Origin of the sequence: Tatumella terrea (assembly GCF_039523755.1) — a bacterium.
Taxonomy (GTDB): domain Bacteria; phylum Pseudomonadota; class Gammaproteobacteria; order Enterobacterales; family Enterobacteriaceae; genus Tatumella; species Tatumella terrea.
In genome coordinates this window covers 25,154-44,510 of the sequence record NZ_BAAAFX010000027.1, presented here as the reverse complement: position 1 = coordinate 44,510, position 19,357 = coordinate 25,154, and the positions used below count along the sequence as shown (strand labels likewise).

The 19,357-nt window shown below is 51.2% G+C and carries 13 protein-coding genes; 8 read left to right on the top strand and 5 right to left on the bottom strand.

The window, feature by feature from the left end; translation table 11 throughout:
- Window positions 1-82 precede the first annotated feature (82 nt).
- The 4 genes from ABD035_RS17550 to pncB form a co-directional block, all read right to left on the bottom strand.
- Window positions 83-1,273 (bottom strand): amino acid aminotransferase, encoded by a 1,191-nt coding sequence (locus ABD035_RS17550; RefSeq protein ID WP_343871380.1) that lies wholly within the window; start codon window positions 1,271-1,273, stop codon window positions 83-85.
- A gap of 229 nt (window positions 1,274-1,502) precedes the next feature.
- The gene (gene ompF, locus ABD035_RS17545; RefSeq protein WP_305803614.1) at window positions 1,503-2,582 is read right to left on the bottom strand and encodes a porin OmpF; all 1,080 of its coding nucleotides are present in this window, start codon (window positions 2,580-2,582) and stop codon (window positions 1,503-1,505) included.
- 297 nt (window positions 2,583-2,879) lie between these two features.
- A complete protein-coding gene (asnS, locus tag ABD035_RS17540; protein WP_212713833.1) occupies window positions 2,880-4,280 on the bottom strand; it encodes an asparagine--tRNA ligase in 1,401 nt (466 codons plus the stop codon).
- A gap of 150 nt (window positions 4,281-4,430) precedes the next feature.
- Window positions 4,431-5,636 carry a nicotinate phosphoribosyltransferase gene (gene pncB / locus ABD035_RS17535; RefSeq protein WP_343871379.1) on the bottom strand — a complete coding sequence of 402 codons (1,206 nt, stop codon included), beginning with the start codon at window positions 5,634-5,636 and terminating at the stop codon, window positions 4,431-4,433.
- Window positions 5,637-5,897: 261 nt separating this feature from the next.
- Here pncB and pepN point away from each other — a divergent pair, with 261 nt between their 5' ends.
- The 3 genes from pepN (at window position 5,898) to ABD035_RS17520 (ending at window position 10,424) form a co-directional block, all read left to right on the top strand.
- Window positions 5,898-8,513 (top strand): aminopeptidase N, encoded by a 2,616-nt coding sequence (pepN, locus tag ABD035_RS17530; protein ID WP_343871378.1) that lies wholly within the window; start codon window positions 5,898-5,900, stop codon window positions 8,511-8,513.
- A gap of 190 nt (window positions 8,514-8,703) precedes the next feature.
- The gene (gene pyrD / locus ABD035_RS17525) at window positions 8,704-9,714 is read left to right on the top strand and encodes a quinone-dependent dihydroorotate dehydrogenase (RefSeq protein ID WP_343871377.1); all 1,011 of its coding nucleotides are present in this window, start codon (window positions 8,704-8,706) and stop codon (window positions 9,712-9,714) included.
- 167 nt (window positions 9,715-9,881) lie between these two features.
- Entirely contained in the window at window positions 9,882-10,424 is a 543-nt protein-coding gene (locus ABD035_RS17520) for a cell division protein ZapC (RefSeq protein ID WP_212713829.1), read from the top strand.
- Here the strand turns inward: ABD035_RS17520 and ABD035_RS17515 are convergent.
- Window positions 10,421-11,539, bottom strand: coding sequence for a YcbX family protein (locus ABD035_RS17515; RefSeq protein WP_343871376.1), 1,119 nt, complete (start codon window positions 11,537-11,539; stop codon window positions 10,421-10,423). The genes ABD035_RS17520 and ABD035_RS17515 overlap by 4 nt on opposite strands.
- Before the next feature lie 105 nt (window positions 11,540-11,644).
- Between ABD035_RS17515 and rlmKL the strand changes: the two genes are divergently transcribed.
- Genes rlmKL through pqiC form a run of 5 tightly spaced genes read left to right on the top strand, consistent with a single transcriptional unit; the run spans window position 11,645 to window position 19,170 of the window.
- Window positions 11,645-13,759 (top strand): bifunctional 23S rRNA (guanine(2069)-N(7))-methyltransferase RlmK/23S rRNA (guanine(2445)-N(2))-methyltransferase RlmL, encoded by a 2,115-nt coding sequence (gene rlmKL, locus ABD035_RS17510; protein WP_343871375.1) that lies wholly within the window; start codon window positions 11,645-11,647, stop codon window positions 13,757-13,759.
- A gap of 6 nt (window positions 13,760-13,765) precedes the next feature.
- A complete protein-coding gene (locus ABD035_RS17505) occupies window positions 13,766-15,682 on the top strand; it encodes an ABC transporter ATP-binding protein (RefSeq protein WP_343871373.1) in 1,917 nt (638 codons plus the stop codon).
- A 5-nt stretch (window positions 15,683-15,687) separates the two neighbouring features.
- Window positions 15,688-16,971, top strand: coding sequence for a membrane integrity-associated transporter subunit PqiA (gene pqiA / locus ABD035_RS17500; RefSeq protein ID WP_343871372.1), 1,284 nt, complete (start codon window positions 15,688-15,690; stop codon window positions 16,969-16,971).
- Entirely contained in the window at window positions 16,958-18,601 is a 1,644-nt protein-coding gene (gene pqiB / locus ABD035_RS17495; RefSeq protein ID WP_343871370.1) for an intermembrane transport protein PqiB, read from the top strand. The genes pqiA and pqiB overlap by 14 nt, the downstream gene beginning before the upstream one ends.
- Window positions 18,598-19,170, top strand: coding sequence for a membrane integrity-associated transporter subunit PqiC (gene pqiC / locus ABD035_RS17490; protein ID WP_212713823.1), 573 nt, complete (start codon window positions 18,598-18,600; stop codon window positions 19,168-19,170). The genes pqiB and pqiC overlap by 4 nt, the downstream gene beginning before the upstream one ends.
- Window positions 19,171-19,357: the final 187 nt, after the last annotated feature.

The window sequence follows — 19,357 nt, the reverse complement described above, 5'->3', positions numbered from 1 at the left end:
AAGGTGAAAGTAGCCCCCCTTACAGGGGGCATTCTCAAAAGCCACCTTCTAAGAAGGTGGTCTTTTACACAGTGGCGATCGATCACAGCACGGCGATAATCGACTCACAGAGAGCGGACATATTATCAGGCGTCATTCCGGCAATATTGATACGTCCGGAGTCCACGGCGTAGATAGCATAGTCGTTACGCAGGCGATGAACCTGTTCAGTGGTCAGTCCGCTGTAAGAGAACATGCCGTTCTGCTGATGAATAAACCCAAAGTCTTTACTGGCGCCTTTTTCTGTCAGAGTATTCACAAACAACTGACGCATACGCTGAATACGCTGACGCATGTCTGATAATTCCTGTTCCCACAGGGTCCGCAGCGTCTCGTTACCGAGGATCGTTGCGACTACGGCTGCACCGTGTGACGGCGGGTTAGAATAGTTCGCACGAATGGCAAATTTGACCTGGCTGAATGCGGCCGCAGCGATCTCTGCATTTTCTGCCACCAGCGTGAAGGCGCCTACACGTTCGTTATACAGACCGAAGTTTTTGGAATAGGAACTGCACACCATTAGCTCTTTGTGCTGTTTAGCAAAGATACGCAGCCCCTCAGCATCCTCTTCCAGTCCGCGTCCGAACCCCTGATAAGCAAAATCGAATAAAGGTAACCAGCCACGCGACACTGACAGGTCAGCCAGTTGCTGCCATTGTTCCGGTGTCGGGTCGATCCCTGTCGGGTTGTGACAGCATCCGTGGAACAGTACCACATCACCCGGCGCTGCCTGTTCCAGCGATTTCAGCATCCCCCCGAAGTCCAGCTGGTGGGCTGTGGCATCGTAGTAATCATAATGACAGACCTGCAGGCCGCTGGCGGTGAAAATACTTTTATGGTTTGGCCAGCTCGGGTTACTCACCCAGATACGTTTCACGTCTGTCTGTTGGGTCAGGAAGTCAGCCGCAACGCGCAGTGCACCGGTACCTCCCGGCGTCTGCGCCGTACAGGCCCGCTTTTCGGTGATGATCGGATTCTCTTTGCCGAACAACAACTCCTGAGTCAGCCGGGCGAATTCAGGATAGCCATCAATACTGAGATAGCTTTTTGTCGTTTCATTTTCCAGCAGGATTTGCTCAGCTTTTTTCACACTGGTCAGAATAGTGGTTTTGCTGGTCTCATCTTTATAAACACCGATACCCAGATTAATTTTTTCAGGTCGGTTATCAGCCCGAAAAAGATCGGCCAGTCCCAGAATAGGGTCGGCTGGTGCAGCAGAAATTGATTCAAACATGAGTGAGATCCGATTGATATATATAAACGTTTGCGTCTGAACCCAAGGTTATCCCGAGAGACAGCAATTGCCAACAGTTGTTTGGTAATTTTATCCGCGGGAGATCAAAGTTTTAAAATGAACCGGTCTCAGGAATGGCGTGAAAGTCTTCAGGCGGGTACAGCGGGGCAGAATCCTATAAAAAAAAACGGGGTCAGAAGACCCCGTTTCAGCACTAAACTTTGTCGGATTAGAACTGGTAAATCAGACCTACAGCAGCGATGTTGTCGGTCGCCAGGCCCAGTTTGTTGTTGTCATCCAGCTGGTTGATTTTGTAATCAACATAGGTAGACATGTTTTTGTTGAAGTAGTAAGTCGCGCCCACTTCGATGTATTTAACCAGGTCAGCATCGCCAACGTTCTCGATGTCTTTACCTTTAGTCTGAACGTATGCCAGAGAAGGACGCAGACCGAAATCGAACTGATACTGAGCAACCAGCTCGATATCCTGAGTTTTGTTAGCAAAACCGGATACTGCAGTACCGTTAACGGTACCGGAGATAGGGGTTGCGTTCAGGCCTTCAGCGTAAGTTGCTGCCAGGTAAATGTTGTTTGCATCATACTTCAGGCCGGTTGCCCATACCTGAGCGCGGTCGCCTTTGCCCAGAGCGGCTGCATTCTGCTGACCGGTACGGTCCTGAGAAGAGAATGCACCTGTGACTGCGACACCGATTGGAGAAGTGTAGCTGGTAGAGATACCGTAGCCGTCACCGTTAGCACGCTGGATGTCTGAACGGTCGTTTTTGCCCTGGTACTGAGCTGCGAAGTCCCAGCCATCAACCAGACCAAAGAAGTTGGTGTTACGGTAGGTAGCAACGCCGGTAGCACGGCCAGTCATGGTGTCGGTGTAACCGAAGTCACCACCGAATTCTGGCAGCATATCGGTCCAGCCCAGAACGTCATAAGCAACCGCGTAGTTACGACCGTAGTCGAATGAACCGTACTGACCTGCTTTCAGACCAGCGAAGCCCAGACGGGTCTTAGTGCCGGTAGAAGCGTCAGAACCTTCTGAATTGTTTGCTGGCAGGTTATATTCCCACTGGCCATAACCGGTCAGCCAGTTGTTGATCTGAGTTTCACCTTTGAAACCCAGACGTGCGTAAGACTGGTCACCATCGTTAGAGGTATCTTTTGAAAAGTAGTGCAGTCCGTCGACTTTACCGTACAGATCCAGCGTATTGCCGTCTTTATTATAGATTTCTGCGGCATTAGCTGCGCCTGCAACTAACAGAGCCGGGATCATAACTGCTAAAATGTTGCGCTTCATCATTTATTACCCTCGTTGGAGTTTATTAGAGACTACTGCCACTACTGTCAACAATTCTTTACAAGAACTATTAATGAAGTTTGGTGTCTTTATGTGTCTGAGGCATCTTTCCATTCATACGGTGCTATTTCTAGCGCGAATATGCTACAAAACCAGAGTTCTGGTTTCAAATAGAAAATATGTATTACAAAATGTAAATTTTGCGGAACTTTGTGAGATGAATCAATATTTCAGAAAGTAATAAAGCCGGCAGAAGCCGGCTTTATTATCTATATGAAATTGTTATTGATTAATTGACAATTAGAAATTTGCGTTACGTGGTGTCCGCGGGAAGGGAATAACATCTCTTACATTCTGTACACCGGTGACATAGGCGATCAAACGCTCAAAGCCCAGGCCAAATCCTGAATGCGGAACGGTGCCGTAGCGACGCAGGTCACGATACCACCAGTAGTCTTCTTTATTCAGGCCCATCTCTGCCAGACGTTCATCGAAGACATCAAGACGCTCTTCACGTTGTGAACCCCCGATGATTTCGCCGATACCCGGAGCCAGCACGTCCATGGCCGCGACAGTTTTACCGTCGTCGTTCAATCGCATATAGAAGGCTTTGATGTCTTTCGGGTAGTTTTTCACCACAACCGGCGCGCAGAAATGTTTTTCTGCCAGGAAGCGTTCATGTTCTGAGGAGAGATCGATTCCCCAGGAGACCGGGTTTTCGAACGTCTGACCGCTCTTCAGCAGAATATCGATAGCATCGGTATAATCGATCTGTGCGAAATCCGCTGAAACGAATTTCTCCAGTCGCTCGATGGCTTCTTTATCGACACGTTCGGCAAAGAAAGCCATATCGTCAGCCCGTTCAGCCAGTACGGCTTTAAATGCATATTTCAGCATCGCTTCGGCCAGACCTGCGGCATCATCCAGAGAAGCGAAGGCAATTTCCGGTTCGATCATCCAGAATTCAGCAAGGTGACGACTGGTGTTCGAGTTTTCTGCGCGGAATGTCGGACCAAAAGTATAAATTTTTGATAACGCACAGGCATAGGTTTCGCCGTTCAGCTGACCGGAGACGGTCAGGAAAGACTCTTTACCAAAAAAGTCTTCACTGAAATCCACCTGACCTTTATCGGTGCGGGGCAGGTTCTCAAGGTCCAGTGTGGATACGCGGAACATTTCGCCGGCGCCTTCAGTATCCGACGCGGTGATCAGCGGCGTAGATACCCAGAAGTATCCCTGCTCGTGGAAAAAGCGGTGGATGGCCTGCGCCAGCGTATGACGCACGCGTGCGACCGCGCCGATCAGGTTAGTACGCGGGCGAAGGTGGGCGACCTCACGAAGGTATTCGATGCTGTGGCGTTTTGCCGCCATCGGATAGCTATCCGGATCTTCCACCCAGCCGGTAACTTCAAGGGCTGTGGCAACAATTTCAAAGGCCTGTCCCTGTCCCGGAGATTCCACGACTTTTCCGGTGACAATAACAGAACAGCCGGTGGTCAGATGTAAGACGTCGTCCTGATAATTATTAAGCGAATTATTAACAACAGCCTGAACAGGATTAAAGCAGGAACCGTCATAAATGGCGATAAAAGAAAGACCGGCTTTGGAATCTCTACGGGTACGGACCCAGCCGCGTACTGTGACTTCACTGTCAACAGCAACCCGGCCTTGCAGTACGTCCACTACAGGCACTACGCTCATAATTATCTCTCTATTCAATAATGTTTATAAATGCCCCTGGCGGGGAAAACGGATATGTTACTTGTGAGTTCACAGGAAACAAGAAAAATTACGCACTGTCGGCGATTTCATAGTGAAGGGGAAGGAGAGTCCGTTCTCCTGAGGCCAGCATTAACTGGCCTGTCTGACCGGAGGCAACTCGAACGCTTTCTGAAGTGCCCGGACAAATGACGGGTCATGACAAATTGTTTTGCCCGGGCTGTCGGACAATTTAGCGACCGGTTTACCGTTGCAGCTGACCAGCTTAATCACGATATTGAGCGGCGTGACACCTCGGATATCACAGGTCAGGCGGGTCCCGATACCGAAAACGACTCTGACCTGAGGATCGAAATGCCGGTAGAGCGCCAGCGCTTTATCCAGCGTTAAGTTATCAGAGAACACCAGTGTTTTGGTTTGCGGGTCGATGCCGAGTTTCCGGTAATGGGCGATCACTTTTTCACCCCATTCTACCGGTTCACCGGAATCGTGACGCAGGCCCTGATAGCGGCTGGCAAAATTGAGGTCGAAATCGCGCAGGAAAGCATCCGTAGTAATACAATCCGTTAATGCAATCCCCAGCTGGTCGGGATATTCGTCCAGCCAGGCTTGTAAAGCGACACGCTGACTGGAGGCCAGCTCTGGGCTGATTTGCTGATGGGCCTGAAACCATTCGTGTGCCTGGGTGCCCACCGGGGAAATGTTCAGACGTCTGGCGAGATCATAGTTACTGGTCCCCGAAAGCCAGGGAACTTCCTGCTGCAGTGTTTCGACAATCGCGTGCTGAACCTGTCGCGAATAGCGCCGGCGTGTGCCGAAATCCATCAGCCTGAAACGTGAGATATCCATATCCGCCGAGGCCTGACGGAACGCGCTCAGTTTTTCGTGCAGGGTACTCAGGGCCTGGTCCACACCGATACAGGGGGTCTTATCCCGGTGGACCAGCTCGCTTATCAGCGCGAGTAACGGGATTTCCCACAGGATAACTTCTGCCCAGGGGCCGCGTAATGTAATGCTGAGCTTACCCTGCTGATCCCGCACATCCACCTGCTCAGGTTTAAAACGGAACGTTTTCAGCCATTGCAAATAGTCCGCAGTAAAGAACGGTAAACCGGACAGATAGAGGTACTCCGTATCAGTGAGTGCGAGTGATTGCATCATATCAATCTGCTGACGGAGCTCACCGGCATAATGGCCCGGCACGTCGTCCCCGCGACAACGAAACACGGCAGTGACCGACAGATCACGGTAGCGATGGTAAACCGCTTGCTGCATATGCAGTTTATACGCATCAGTATCCAGCAGTGATGTGATTATCGGGGAAGCATATCGTTTCATGGTGCGTATCTGCATCCTAAGTCTGCGGCGCCAGGCCTGGCCAGAGAGTGTTAAGAATATTAAACAACTACTCCAGTATAACGCTATCTGATGAAAAGTGAATCAGATCACAGCATATCTGCCGATGGGGGGCGTTACTTAAAGGTGCTTATTGTTAAATAGATGGAGAGAATTTACCGACAGGCGCTTTGCATCTGGAAACAGCCCGCTAAGAAGCATAAACTCATGACGAGTGTATTTTTTTATGACCGGGAAAAATTTATGACAGATCAACCGCAAATTAAATATCGCCACGATTACAGCGCGCCGGATTTCACTATCACCGATATTGATCTCTCATTTATTCTCGATGAGCAACAGACCCGTGTTACGGCGGTCAGCCAGGTGAAACGTCTGAATGAGCAGGCGACAGACCTGGTCCTGCAGGGGGAATCCCTGACGCTGGAAAGCCTGGAGATTGACGGGCAAGCGTGGCAGGAGTACAGCATTGAAGAAGGCTTGCTGACGGTACGGGGCGTCCCGGCTGAATTTACCCTGAAGATAGTCAACACTATCCACCCGGATCAAAATACCGCGCTGGAAGGACTGTATAAATCCGGTGAGGCGCTGTGTACTCAGTGTGAAGCCGAAGGTTTCCACCATATTACCTGGTATACTGACCGCCCGGATGTACTGGCGCGTTTCACGACCACTATTGAAGCCGATAAAAAGAAATATCCGTATTTACTGTCGAACGGTAACCGCATTGCTTCAGGTGACTGCGGGGAGGGGCGTCATTGGGTAAAATGGCAGGACCCGTTCCCTAAACCGTGTTACTTGTTTGCGCTGGTGGCCGGCGAATTTGATGTCTTACGCGATACCTTTACCACGCGTTCAGGCCGTGATGTCGCTTTAGAAATCTTTGTCGATCAGGGTAACCTCGACCGGGCTGACTGGGCGATGACCTCGCTGAAGCAGAGTATGAAGTGGGACGAAGAGCGATTTGACCTCGAATACGATCTGGATATTTTCATGATTGTTGCCGTCGACTTCTTCAATATGGGGGCGATGGAGAATAAAGGTCTGAACGTCTTTAACTCCAAATATGTGCTGGCGAAAGCCGAAACGGCGACCGATAAAGATTACCTCGGTATTGAAGCCGTTATCGGTCACGAATATTTCCATAACTGGACCGGTAACCGTGTGACCTGCCGTGACTGGTTCCAGCTGAGTCTGAAAGAAGGGCTTACCGTCTTCCGTGATCAGGAGTTCAGCTCTGATCTGGGGTCGCGTCCGGTGAACCGGATCGAAAATGTCAGGGTGATGCGTGGCGCTCAGTTCGCGGAAGATGCCAGCCCGATGGCCCATCCGATCCGTCCGGATCAGGTGATGGAAATGAATAATTTCTACACCCTGACCGTCTACGAAAAAGGATCGGAAGTGATCCGCATGATGCATACGTTACTGGGCGAAGAAAAATTCCAGAAAGGTATCAAACTCTATTTCCAGCGTCATGACGGCAGCGCCGCCACCTGTGATGACTTCGTGCAGGCGATGGAAGATGCGTCCGGCGTCAGTCTGACACAATTCCGCCGCTGGTACAGTCAGTCCGGTACACCGGTGCTGACCGTCAGTGATGAATATGACCCGCACCATGAAGTCTATAAACTGCATGTAAAGCAACACACACCGGCAACGGCCGATCAGAAAGAAAAGCTGCCATTACATATTCCGCTGGATATCGAACTTTATGACGGTGAAGGCAACATCATTCCACTGCAGTACCAGGGTAAGCCAGTGTCATCCGTGCTGGATGTGACCGAAGCTGAGCAGACGTTTGTGTTTGATAATGTCTACTTCCAGCCGGTCCCGTCGTTGCTGCGGGAGTTCTCGGCACCGGTAAAACTGGATTATCAGTGGAGTGACGCGCAACTGACCTTCCTGATGCGCCATGCACGCAATGACTTTTCCCGCTGGGATGCGGCACAGAGCCTGCTGTCCACCTATGTGAAACTGAACGTGCTACGTTTCCGTCAGAAGCAGCCACTGTCGCTGCCACAACACGTTGCAGAAGCTTTCCGTTCCGTACTGGCCGATAAAGGGCGTGACCCGGCATTGACGGCGCTTATCCTGAGCCTGCCTTCTGAAAATGAGATGGCGGAATGGTTTGAACTCATTGACCCGATAGCTATCGCCGCCGTCAGAACAGCCATTATCAGAACGCTGGCGAAAGAACTGCAGTCGGAGTTGCGTGAAGGTTACCGTGAAAACCAGTGCGGTGAATATAAAGTGGTTCAGGAAGATATTGGTAAGCGGGCACTTAAAAACGTCTGTCTGAGCTATTTGGCCTTCGGTCAGCCGGAAGAAGCGGATACCCTGGTACGCCAGCAGTATCAGCAGGCCAACAATATGACAGATGCACTGGCAGCGCTGAATGCGGCAGTGAGTGCACAACTGCCATGTACCGATGAACTGCTGGGACAATGGGACGAGCGCTGGCATCAGGATGGTCTGGTGATGGATAAATGGTTTGTTCTGCAGGCCACCAGTCCGGCTGCAGATGTATTGGCGCGCGTGGAAGGCTTGCTGAACCATCGCTCATTTACCATGACCAACCCGAACCGTGTGCGTTCACTGATTGGTGCTTTTGCCTCGGCTAACCCTGCAGCATTTCATGCCACCGACGGTAGCGGATACCGCTTCCTCACCCGGATGCTGAAAGATCTGAATAAACGTAACCCGCAAATTGCGGCAAGGCTTATCGAACCTCTGATCCGTCTGAAACGTTATGACAGTCAGCGCCAGCAACTGATGAGAGAGGCACTTGAGGAACTCAAAGGCCTCGATAATCTCTCCCGTGATTTATATGAAAAAATCACCAAGGCTCTGGCGGCATAGTCAGTGATGAAATAACGCTGAAACCACCTGTTACCGGGTGGTTTTTTTTCATTCAGTCAATGTTCTGCTTTTTGATATTACGGCGGGCGATTCAGGGAAATTTACTTTTTCCCGAAAGCTCATTACCATTCCGGCGCAAAATAAGCACGGGCGATAGCCCGGCGCGCGACCACAGCATCCAGGAGAGTGCATGTTATATCCAATCATCCGTCCTGCCCTGTTTCAGCTCGATCCCGAACGGGCCCATGAACTGACGATTAACCAGTTGAAACTGATTCGTGGCACACCCTTTGAACGCCTCGTGCATCAACGTGTACCGTCGCGTCCGGTAAGTTGTATGGGATTACAATTCGATAATCCGCTGGGCCTGGCCGCCGGATTAGATAAAAATGGTGAATGTATCGATGCCTTTGGCATGATGGGCTTCGGTTTTGTTGAAGTCGGAACCGTCACTCCGCGTCCGCAAGCCGGCAATGATAAACCCCGTCTTTTCCGTGTAGTTGAGGCCGAAGGGATTATTAACCGGATGGGATTTAATAATCTCGGTGTGGATCATCTGGTTGAGAACGTCAAAAAAGCGCAGTTTAAAGGGATCATCGGTATCAATATCGGTAAAAATAAAGATACCCCGGTCGAACAGGGCAAAGACGATTATCTGATCTGCATGGAAAAAACCTATGTGCATGCCGGGTATATCACGGTGAATATTTCATCCCCGAATACGCCGGGTTTACGTACGCTGCAGTACGGTGAAGCACTGGATGATTTATTATCGGCAATTAAAAATAAACAGCAGGACCTTCAGAAGCGGCATCTTAAATACGTCCCGGTGGCGGTAAAGATCGCGCCGGATCTTTCGGAAGAAGAATTGATCCAGGTCGCGGATAGCCTGGTCAGACATAATATTGATGGCGTGATTGCAACGAATACCACGCTGGATCGATCACTGGTGGAAGGGCTGAAACATGCCGGAGAGAGTGGCGGATTGAGTGGTCGTCCGGTACAGCTTAAAAGCACACAAATTATTCATCGTCTGAACCAGGAATTAGCGGGACGACTGCCAATTATTGGTGTCGGCGGCATTGATTCATTAATGGCGGCGAAAGAAAAATTAGCGGCGGGTGCATCGCTCATCCAAATCTATTCCGGGTTTATTTATAAAGGACCGGGTCTGATTAAAGATATTGTGAAGAACATTTAACCACAAAAAGCAGATTATTTAGCCAGAGGGGTTTATTTACGTCTCTGGCTCGTTTATATTTTGTTCAGATCAGGGATGGCTGGCCTGCCTGGCTGTTTATTATTGAGTCCTGAAAGAAGGATATTCAGGCAACGGTATATTTGCCGTAAATTTAAGAGGCACCATAAATGACATTGAAACCTGACGATCGCTGGCACTGGTATTATGATGAGAAGCAGGACAGATTAATGCTGGATTTAACCGAGGGATTGCATTTCCGTTCGCGTTTTTCCAAAAAAATGCTGACGCCCGATGCTTTCGAATCGCAGAAATTTTGTGTTGATGATGCTGCCGGTTTTTTTAATTTTGAAGAACGTTGCCGCGATGCGGATTTCAGTCATCAGCAACGGGCAGAATTGGTCCTGAATGCGCTGGTGGCCGGACGCTTCCTTAAACCCCTGATGCCCAAAAGCTGGCACTTTACCGCCTGTCATGCGGGCTGTGCGCCGGAAGCCGGGCAACTGGTTGAGGCACTGTTATCTGACACGCAGGAGCCGGTGCGTTTTCTGGTTGTCGAAGCCGGAACCAGCGCGACTCTTTGTGTTCTTGCTCAGACGTCATTACTGCTGGCCGGTAAAACGCTGTTACTGGGTGAGGCGATTAAAATCATGAACGACAGGTTACGTCCTTATGAACCTGTCGCGGAACTCTGCTTCGACCAGGTGGTTTAACGCGGGTTTTCCCCGAGAACGATCGAACTCTGCGGAATACAACTGCAACTCAGCAGGGTGTTACCGTCGACTGCCCCGGCATTCAGCGGAGTAACGTCTCCGCTTTCTAATGTCAGCCTGCAGCAGCCACATGACCCCATCCGGCAGGAATACGGGATCCGTAAACCGGCATTTTCAAGCTGTTCCAGCAAAATCTGCTGATTGTTGCCGCGGAAGGTTTTACCCTGACAGGTAATATCGATCGTGGTCGCGGCGGCGGGTGGCGTGGCAGTGGTGTTCTCCGGAGTCTGTTCAGCATAGAGACGGGCCGGTTTACGGGCCAGGATGACAACGCTATCGCCGCAACGGATCACTCCACTGTTACGTGCCATCAGATTCAGACCGAAATCGATATCACCGCTATCATCGGCCGCCTGTCTGAACGTCTTAAGGGTCCTCATCGGCTCTCCTGACGGATGAGCCACTCCCCGTTCAGTACTGACCGTGGTCAGCACACAGCGACTGCAGGGTTTGGCAACATCAAATGTCACCTCACCGACACGGATCACTGCCCATTGATCTTCATCCCAGGCCGGTGCGCCGCTGACGACCAGATTCGGGCGGAATTGCTCGATACGGACCCCGGCAGGACAGCGATTTTGTAAATCATAGAATGAAGCGTCGTTGATCAGCAGAAAAGGGTACCCATCGGCGAACCCCAGCGGCACTTCCGGAGCACGTTTAACGCGACGGGCCGGGTTTTCACCTATCCAGCGTAACTGAACCGGATGGGGGAAAAACGTACTCAGCCAGCGGTTGATGCTTTCCGGGGCAATATAAGCATCAAAATGTGATCCCCAGACCTCGGTCGTTTCCCCGCCGTCACTGAATTCATCGAACCGGACCAAAGCCTGACTGCCGTCATTTGCCTGCAAAAAGAGACCTTCAGCCATTATCAGCGGCGTAAAGAGGACCATCTCAGGAAAACGGCGTGCGGTAATGAAGGTGCCTTCGGTATCCGTGATCATAAACAATCGATCCCAGGCAAGCCCGGCGGGACGGACCAGCGACTGGGAAACCGCAGTGCCACGCATGGATTTAACCGGATGAATAAATAACCGCGATAAACTAATCATAGGGGAACCCGTGAGGTAACTTTTCAAAAAGAAGCTAACTTTATGACATAGCGCTGTGATTCGCTATAATGCGCAACTATTTTCAATTAAGCAGACCTAAAAATTATGAATTCTCTTTTTGCCAGTACAGGCCGTGGGCTGGAAGAACTATTAAAAACTGAGCTGGAATCGCTGGGTGCTCAGGATATCCAGCTGGTGCCGGGAGGTGTTCACTATCAGGGCGATGATAAAACGCTTTACCAGAGCCTGATGTGGAGCCGCCTTGCATCGCGCATCCTGCTGCCATTAGGAGAGTTTGGCCTGTGGAGCGATCTCGATTTATACGTCGGTGCCCAGTCGATTCCCTGGACTGAACTGTTTGACAGCCATCAGGGATTTGTCGTGCATTTCAACGGGACCAATGAGGTGATCCGTAACAGCCAGTTCGGTGCACTGCGGATCAAGGACGCTATTGTCGATAGCTTCACCCGTAAAAATCTGCCGCGCCCGGACGTTAACCGTGACAATCCCGATATCCGCATCCATGCCTGGCTGAATAAAGATAAAGTCAGTATCTCTCTGGATTTAAGCGGAGATGCATTGCATCAGCGTAATTACCGTCAGCAGACGGGTCAGGCGCCGATGAAGGAAAACCTGGCGGCGGCGGTGGTAATGCGTTCCGGCTGGCAGCCAGGCACACCGATGATCGACCCGATGTGTGGTTCAGGTACCCTGTTGATTGAAGCGGCGATGATCGCGGCGGATCGGGCTCCGGGCCTGAACCGTGAACACTGGGGCTTCCTGGCCTGGAAAGGACATAACGACGCGCTGTGGCAGGAAGTGGTGAGTGAAGCGCGCGCGCGCGCCGGCCGGGCGATGCAGGGGAAAAAAGTCCGTTTTTATGGTTTTGATAACGACCCGTCTGTGATCCAGCGGGCGCAGGCGAATGCCCGTAAAGCGGGGATGAATGCGTTTATTACGTTTAAGCAGCAGGATGTTTTACAGCTGAAAAACACCTTACCGGAAGAAGAAAAGGGAACGCTGCTCAGTAACCCACCGTACGGGGAACGTCTGGAAAGCGAACCGGCACTGATAGCCCTGCACAGTCAGCTGGGACGTATTGTGAAGAATGAGTTCGGCGGCTGGAAATTATCCCTCTTCAGTGGGTCGCCGGAGTTACTGAGCTGCCTGCAACTGCGGGCGGAACGTCAGTTTAAAGCGAAAAACGGCCCGCTCGACTGTATACAGAAAAACTACCAGCTGATGAGCGGTGCGTCTGCACGTCAGGGCGAAATAGCGGAAGACTATGCGAATCGCCTGCGTAAGAACTTGAAAAAGCTGGATAAATGGGCCAGACAGGAAGGCATTGATTGCTACCGCATTTATGATGCCGATCTGCCGGAATATAATATTGCGGTCGACCGCTATGCGGATCGGGTCGTGATTCAGGAATATGCACCGCCGAAAACCGTCGATGCACAAAAAGCCAGACAACGCTTATTCGATGTGATCAGCGCAACATTGAATGTGCTGGAGATCCCGGCAAACCGTCTGGTACTGAAAACCCGTGAACGTCAGCGCGGGAAAAGCCAGTATCAGAAACTCTCTGATAAAGGCGAGTTTTTTGAAGTCAAAGAATATAATGCCCGTTTCCTGGTCAACCTGACGGATTACCTGGATACCGGACTGTTTATTGACCACCGGATTGCGCGTCATATGTTAGGTGAAATGAGTCAGGGGAAAGACTTCCTTAACCTGTTTGCCTATACCGGCAGTGCCAGTGTCCATGCGGGGCTGGGCGGTGCACGCTCAACCACCACGGTGGATATGTCACGGACCTATCTGGAGTGGGCTGAGCGCAATCTGCAACTGAACGGATTATCCGGACGGGCACATCGACTGATACAGTCAGACTGTCTCAGCTGGCTGGAAAATGCGACCGAGACGTTTGATCTGATCTTTATCGATCCGCCAACCTTCTCCAACTCTAAACGGATGGAAGAGAGCTTTGATGTTCAGCGCGATCATCCGGAACTGATGCGCTCTCTGAAACGGCTCCTGCGTCGTGGCGGGACTATTATGTTCTCTAACAATAAGCGCGGATTCAAAATGGATCATGACGCGCTGGCTGCACTGGGTCTTCAGGCGCAGGAAATTACGCAAAAAACCCTCTCACAGGATTTTGCCAGAAATAAACATATTCATAATTGCTGGCTGATCACTGGCACGGGTAAGGAATAAATAGTTATGTCTTTAATCAGTATACATAATGCCTGGTTATCGTTCAGTGATGCGCCATTACTGGATAACACTGAGTTACACATCGAAGAAAATGAGCGTGTCTGTCTGGTCGGCCGTAACGGTGCCGGTAAGTCCACCCTGATGAAGATCATCAACCAGGAAATCGCGCTGGATGATGGCCGTATTGTGTACGAGCAGGATCTGGTGGTAGCCCGACTGCAACAGGATCCGCCGCGTAATATCACCGGTTCGGTCTATGACTTTGTGGCGGAAGGTGTCGCGGATCAGGCGCAATATCTGAAAGCCTACCACGCCATTTCTCATCGGGTCATGGAGGATCCGAGCGAGAAAAATCTTAATGAAATGGCTCGGTTACAATCGCTGCTGGACCACCATAATCTCTGGCAGCTGGAAAGCCGGATTAACGATGTTTTACAGAATATCGGTCTGAGCCCGGAAACTGAGCTGTCTTCGTTATCCGGTGGATGGTTACGTAAAGCCGCGCTCGGCCGTGCTCTGGTCAGTAACCCGAAAGTCTTACTGCTGGATGAACCGACTAACCACCTGGATATCGAAACCATTGACTGGCTTGAGACGTTCCTGAAAACATTCAGTGGCAGCATTGTCTTCATCTCCCACGACCGTTCGTTTATCCGCAATATGGCTACCCGTATTGTGGATCTGGATCGCGGTAAACTGGTCTCCTGGCCCGGAGATTACGATAATTTTGTGCTCGGTAAAGAAGAAGCCCTGCGGGTTGAGGAACAGCAAAACGCAGAATTCGACCGCAAACTGGCACAGGAAGAAGTGTGGATCCGTCAGGGGATCAAAGCGCGTCGTACCCGTAATGAAGGTCGTGTCCGCGCCCTGAAAGCGTTACGTCGTCAACGTTCCGAACGTCGCGAAGTGATGGGTAAAGCGAATATGCAGGTGGAAGAAGCCTCACGTTCCGGAAAAATTGTCTTTGAACTGGAAAACGTCAGTTACCAGGTGGAAGGGCGGTCACTGGTTAACGATTTTTCAGCACAGGTCCAGCGTGGCGACAAAATTGCACTGATCGGCGCGAACGGTTGCGGTAAAACCACGATGTTACGCTTGATGCTCGGTGATATAGCCGCAGACAGCGGTCGGGTACACAGCGGAACCAAACTGGAAGTCGCTTACTTTGATCAGCACAGGGCAGAGCTGGATCCGGACCGTACGGTCATGGATAACCTGGCAGAAGGTAAGCAGGAAGTGATGGTGAACGGTAAACCCCGCCATGTGCTGGGCTACCTGCAGGACTTCCTGTTCCACCCTAAACGTGCAATGACACCGGTCCGTGCCCTCTCCGGAGGTGAGCGTAATCGCCTGTTACTGGCTAAATTGTTCCTGAAACCCAGCAATTTAATGATTCTGGATGAACCGACCAATGACCTGGATGTTGAAACGCTGGAATTACTGGAAGAGCTGATCGACGGTTACCAGGGAACCATCCTGCTGGTCAGCCACGATCGTCAGTTTGTGGATAATACCGTGACAGATTGCTGGATTTTTGAAGGTAACGGTGAGATTGGCCGCTTTGTGGGGGGCTATCATGATGCGCAGTTACAGCGTGCGGCCTATCTGCAGACCAAAAAAATAGTCAGTCCGAAACCGGCCAGCAGCGCAGATAAACCGGTAAAAAATACCGAAAAAAATGCCGCAAAACCGGCCAAACTCAGCTATAACCTGGCACGTGAACTGGAACAGTTGCCGCAGAAGCTGGAACAGCTGGAAACGCAGATTGGTGAGCTGCAGGCGCAAATGAGCGAGCCTGATTTCTTCACTCAGCCGCAGGATAAAGTGCGGGCAGCGACAGAACAACTCACGGCCACCGAGCAGGCGCTGGAAGAGGCCTTTGCCCGATGGGAAACCCTCGAAAATATGAGAAACGGAGCATAACCCCCATGAACATAACCCGGTGTGAGCAGCTTAGTGATGCAGACACATGGGTTCTGTGTCCGCAATGTGACCTGGCCTGCCGCTTACCTGCCCTGAGTACGGGGAAAAAAGCGGTGTGTCCACGCTGTCATTCCACATTGTCTATGCGCTGGCCGGACCCTGGTGTCCGGCCGACCGTCTATGGCATCTCGGCACTGCTCATGCTGGTACTGGCGAATTTATTCCCGTTTATCAGTATGCACGTGGCGGGAATAAGCAGTGAAATTTCCCTGACCCGGATACCGGATATTATGGTTTCCGATGATTTCAGCCCGCTGGCATTCATCTTTTTAATGCTGGTACAGGTAATCCCTGCCTGTTGTCTGGTGATCCTGCTTCTGCTGGTGAACCGGGTAAAAATGCCGCACGGTTTCCGCGTCATGCTGGGACGGGGATTTTTCCATCTGCGTAACTGGGGAATGGCTGAGATCTTTATGGCCGGGGTTCTGGTCAGTTTTGTGAAACTGATGGCCTACGGTGAAATTGGCCTGGGGATCAGTTTCTGGCCCTGGTGCCTGTTCTGTATTCTTCAGCTCAGGGCCTTTCAGTGTGTCGATAAGCGGCAACTCTGGCTCCATATCCAGCCGGAACTGCCGGTCTTTAAAACCCCGGTTGCGGGGGTCAGCGGACTGGCGCAGGGCATGCGCGCCTGTCCCTGCTGTACCGCCATCTTACCGGTGGATAGGCGTACCTGTCCTCGATGCTTCACGCGCGGGGAAGCCCGTAAACGACAGAGCCTGCAATGGACACTGGCATTATTACTGACATCGGTAATGATTTATGTGCCGGCGAATATTATGCCTATTATGGTGACCAGCGCGCTGGGATCGACTTATCCTTCAAACATCATGGCCGGGGTTGTGCTCCTGTGGAGCGATGGCTCATACCCGGTGGCGATGATTATCTTTATTGCCAGTATTATGGTGCCAACGCTGAAAATGCTGGCTATTGGCTGGCTCAGCTGGAATGCCAGTGGCAGGGGACGACGGGACAATGAGAAGATGCATCTGGTGTATGACGTGGTCGAATTCGTCGGACGCTGGTCTATGATTGATGTGTTTGTGATAGCCATCTTATCTTCACTGGTACGCATGGGAGGGCTGATGAATATCACACCTGCTCCGGGCGCACTATTGTTTGCTACCGTCGTTATTTTAACGATGTTCGCCGCACTGACATTTGATCCTCGTTTGTTGTGGGACCGTGAAACCGAAAATCGTGTTGAGGAATCTGGTGTTGAAACAGAATAATCACGAAACAGTCCGTGTAGAAAATATCAAGAGATGGTCACCGGTATGGATAGTGCCGATTGTCACGCTGCTGATTGGCGGATGGATACTATTTTATCATTTCTCCCATCAGGGGCCGGAAGTCACTCTGATAACCAGTAATGCCGAAGGGATAGTTCCCGGCAAAACGACCATTAAAAGCCGGAGCGTTGATATCGGAATGGTGGAAAGTGCCAAACTGAGTGACGACCTGAAACAGGTGGAAATCAAAGCCCGGCTGAATAATGGCATGGAGAAAATGCTGCATCAGGATTCAGTCTTCTGGACGGTTAAACCCCAGATTGGCCGTGAAGGGATCACCGGGCTGGGCACCTTGTTGTCCGGGTCCTATATTGAACTCCAGGCCGGTACCAAAGGTGATGAACCGGACCATTATCAGTTGCTTGATGCTCCTCCTCTGGCACCACCGGATGCCAAAGGTATTCGTATTACGCTGGACAGCATGAAAGCCGGACAACTGAATGCCGGTGATCCGGTGCTGTTCCGTGGATATCGTGTCGGCTCGGTCGAAACCAGTAAATTCGATACCGATAAACGTCTTATGAGCTATGAACTGTTTATTCAGGCACCTTACGATCGTCTGGTGACGACCAATGTGCGTTTCTGGAAGGACAGCGGTATTGCGGTGGATATGTCTGCTTCCGGGATGCGGGTAGAGATGGGATCACTGACGACTTTATTCAGCGGTGGTGTCAGCTTTGAAGTTCCGGACGGGGCGACCCTCGGAGAGCCGGCGAAGAACCACGCGGAATACCATCTGTATGATGACCATAACTCCATTCAGGAATCCATGTATACGCGTCATACCGACTTCCTGATGTTCTTCAATGAGTCGATCCGCGGTCTGCAAGCCGGTGCACCGGTGGAATTCCGGGGTATTCGTCTGGGTACCGTGGCGAAAGTGCCTTACATCATGCCGGGCAAATATGAAAAACTGGGTAATGACTACCGTATCCCGGTCCTCATCAGGATAGAGCCGGATCGCTTTGCGGCCAGTGTCGGAGATAACTTTAACCTGCAGCAGCACCTGCAGGAAGGGCGTCAGCATGGATTAAGGGCCAGCCTGAAAACGGCAAACCTGATCACCGGGGCATTGTATGTCGATTTAGACTTCTACAATAATGTGCCGCAGTTCAGCGGGCCTGATAGCGTCGCGGGTTATGAAGTGATCCCGACGGTCGCGGGCGGACTGAACCAGTTGCAGCAGAAAGTCATGAGCATTCTGGACAAGGTGGACAAACTGCCACTGGCACCGATGCTGACGGAAGCGACCGGTACGCTGAGACAAAGTCAGAAAACACTGCGTGAGTTACAAACTACTCTGGATAATGTGAATAAAATTACCGGCAGTCCGGCAATGAAAACATTACCGGCAGATATGCAGCAGACATTACGTGATCTTAACCGCAGTCTGAAAGGACTTCAGCCTGGTTCACCGGCTTACAACAAGCTGGTCGGAGACATGCAGCGGCTGGATCAGGTTCTGCAGCAGCTGCAGCCTGTGCTGAAAACCTTAAATAACAAAAGTAATGCCTTAGTATTTGAGGCCTCCCCGGGTCATGACCCACAGCCGAAGAGGGCAAAACAGTGAAAAAAGGGTTAGCTATTTGCTTTGCGCTGCTCCTCAGTGCCTGTAGCAGCGATGCGAATAAACATTACTACCAGTTACCCGCAGTCAGTACGTCGGCAGGCGGTGACGTTGCTGTCAGTCAGGTCTCCGGCGCACCCCGTTCTCTTTGGGTAGAGCCGGTGACTGTGTCAGATTATCTGTCAGGTAACGGGATCGCTTATCAGACCAGTGATGTGCAGTACGTTATTGCGGCGAATAATCTCTGGGCCAGTCCGCTGGACCAGCAGTTACAGCAATCACTGGTCAGCAATCTCAGCCAGCAATTACCGGGCTGGCTGGTCAGCGGTACCATGACAGGGAGTAATGATTACGACACGCTGTCTGTGAACGTCACCGGCTTCCACGGTCGTTATGATGGTAAGGCTGTGATCACGGGGTCCTGGATACTGCAAAGTAATAGCAAAACGTTCCGTCAGCCGTTTTCTCTGGTCCTCTCGCAGGATAAAGACGGTTATGCGGACCTGGTCAGAACGTTGTCCGCAGGCTGGCAAAAGGAAGCCGCGCAGATTGCGCAGCAGATAAGCCAGTAACTCCCCACAAAAAACCGCCGCCGTCAGGCGGTTTTTTTTTGTCCGCTGAATGCTGAATCAGATAATTCCGGAGAGGTGGGCAGGCCCCGTCTTAGCAGCAATACGCAAAACGCAATGCGAAATTCCCGCAATTGAAGCCGATATTTGAGATTGATCTTTTCTGCCTGAGACGGTAGAAATAGGGGGT

Coding starts and splice junctions, on each gene's coding strand:
- rlmKL (WP_343871375.1), top strand. CDS start 11,645: ATGAATTCTCTTTTTGCCAGTACAGGCCGTGGGCTGGAAGAACTATTA.
- pqiA (WP_343871372.1), top strand. CDS start 15,688: ATGAACATAACCCGGTGTGAGCAGCTTAGTGATGCAGACACATGGGTT.
- pyrD (WP_343871377.1), top strand. CDS start 8,704: ATGTTATATCCAATCATCCGTCCTGCCCTGTTTCAGCTCGATCCCGAA.
- ABD035_RS17515 (WP_343871376.1), bottom strand. CDS start 11,539: ATGATTAGTTTATCGCGGTTATTTATTCATCCGGTTAAATCCATGCGT.
- ABD035_RS17550 (WP_343871380.1), bottom strand. CDS start 1,273: ATGTTTGAATCAATTTCTGCTGCACCAGCCGACCCTATTCTGGGACTG.
- ompF (WP_305803614.1), bottom strand. CDS start 2,582: ATGATGAAGCGCAACATTTTAGCAGTTATGATCCCGGCTCTGTTAGTT.
- asnS (WP_212713833.1), bottom strand. CDS start 4,280: ATGAGCGTAGTGCCTGTAGTGGACGTACTGCAAGGCCGGGTTGCTGTT.
- pepN (WP_343871378.1), top strand. CDS start 5,898: ATGACAGATCAACCGCAAATTAAATATCGCCACGATTACAGCGCGCCG.
- ABD035_RS17505 (WP_343871373.1), top strand. CDS start 13,766: ATGTCTTTAATCAGTATACATAATGCCTGGTTATCGTTCAGTGATGCG.
- pncB (WP_343871379.1), bottom strand. CDS start 5,636: ATGAAACGATATGCTTCCCCGATAATCACATCACTGCTGGATACTGAT.
- ABD035_RS17520 (WP_212713829.1), top strand. CDS start 9,882: ATGACATTGAAACCTGACGATCGCTGGCACTGGTATTATGATGAGAAG.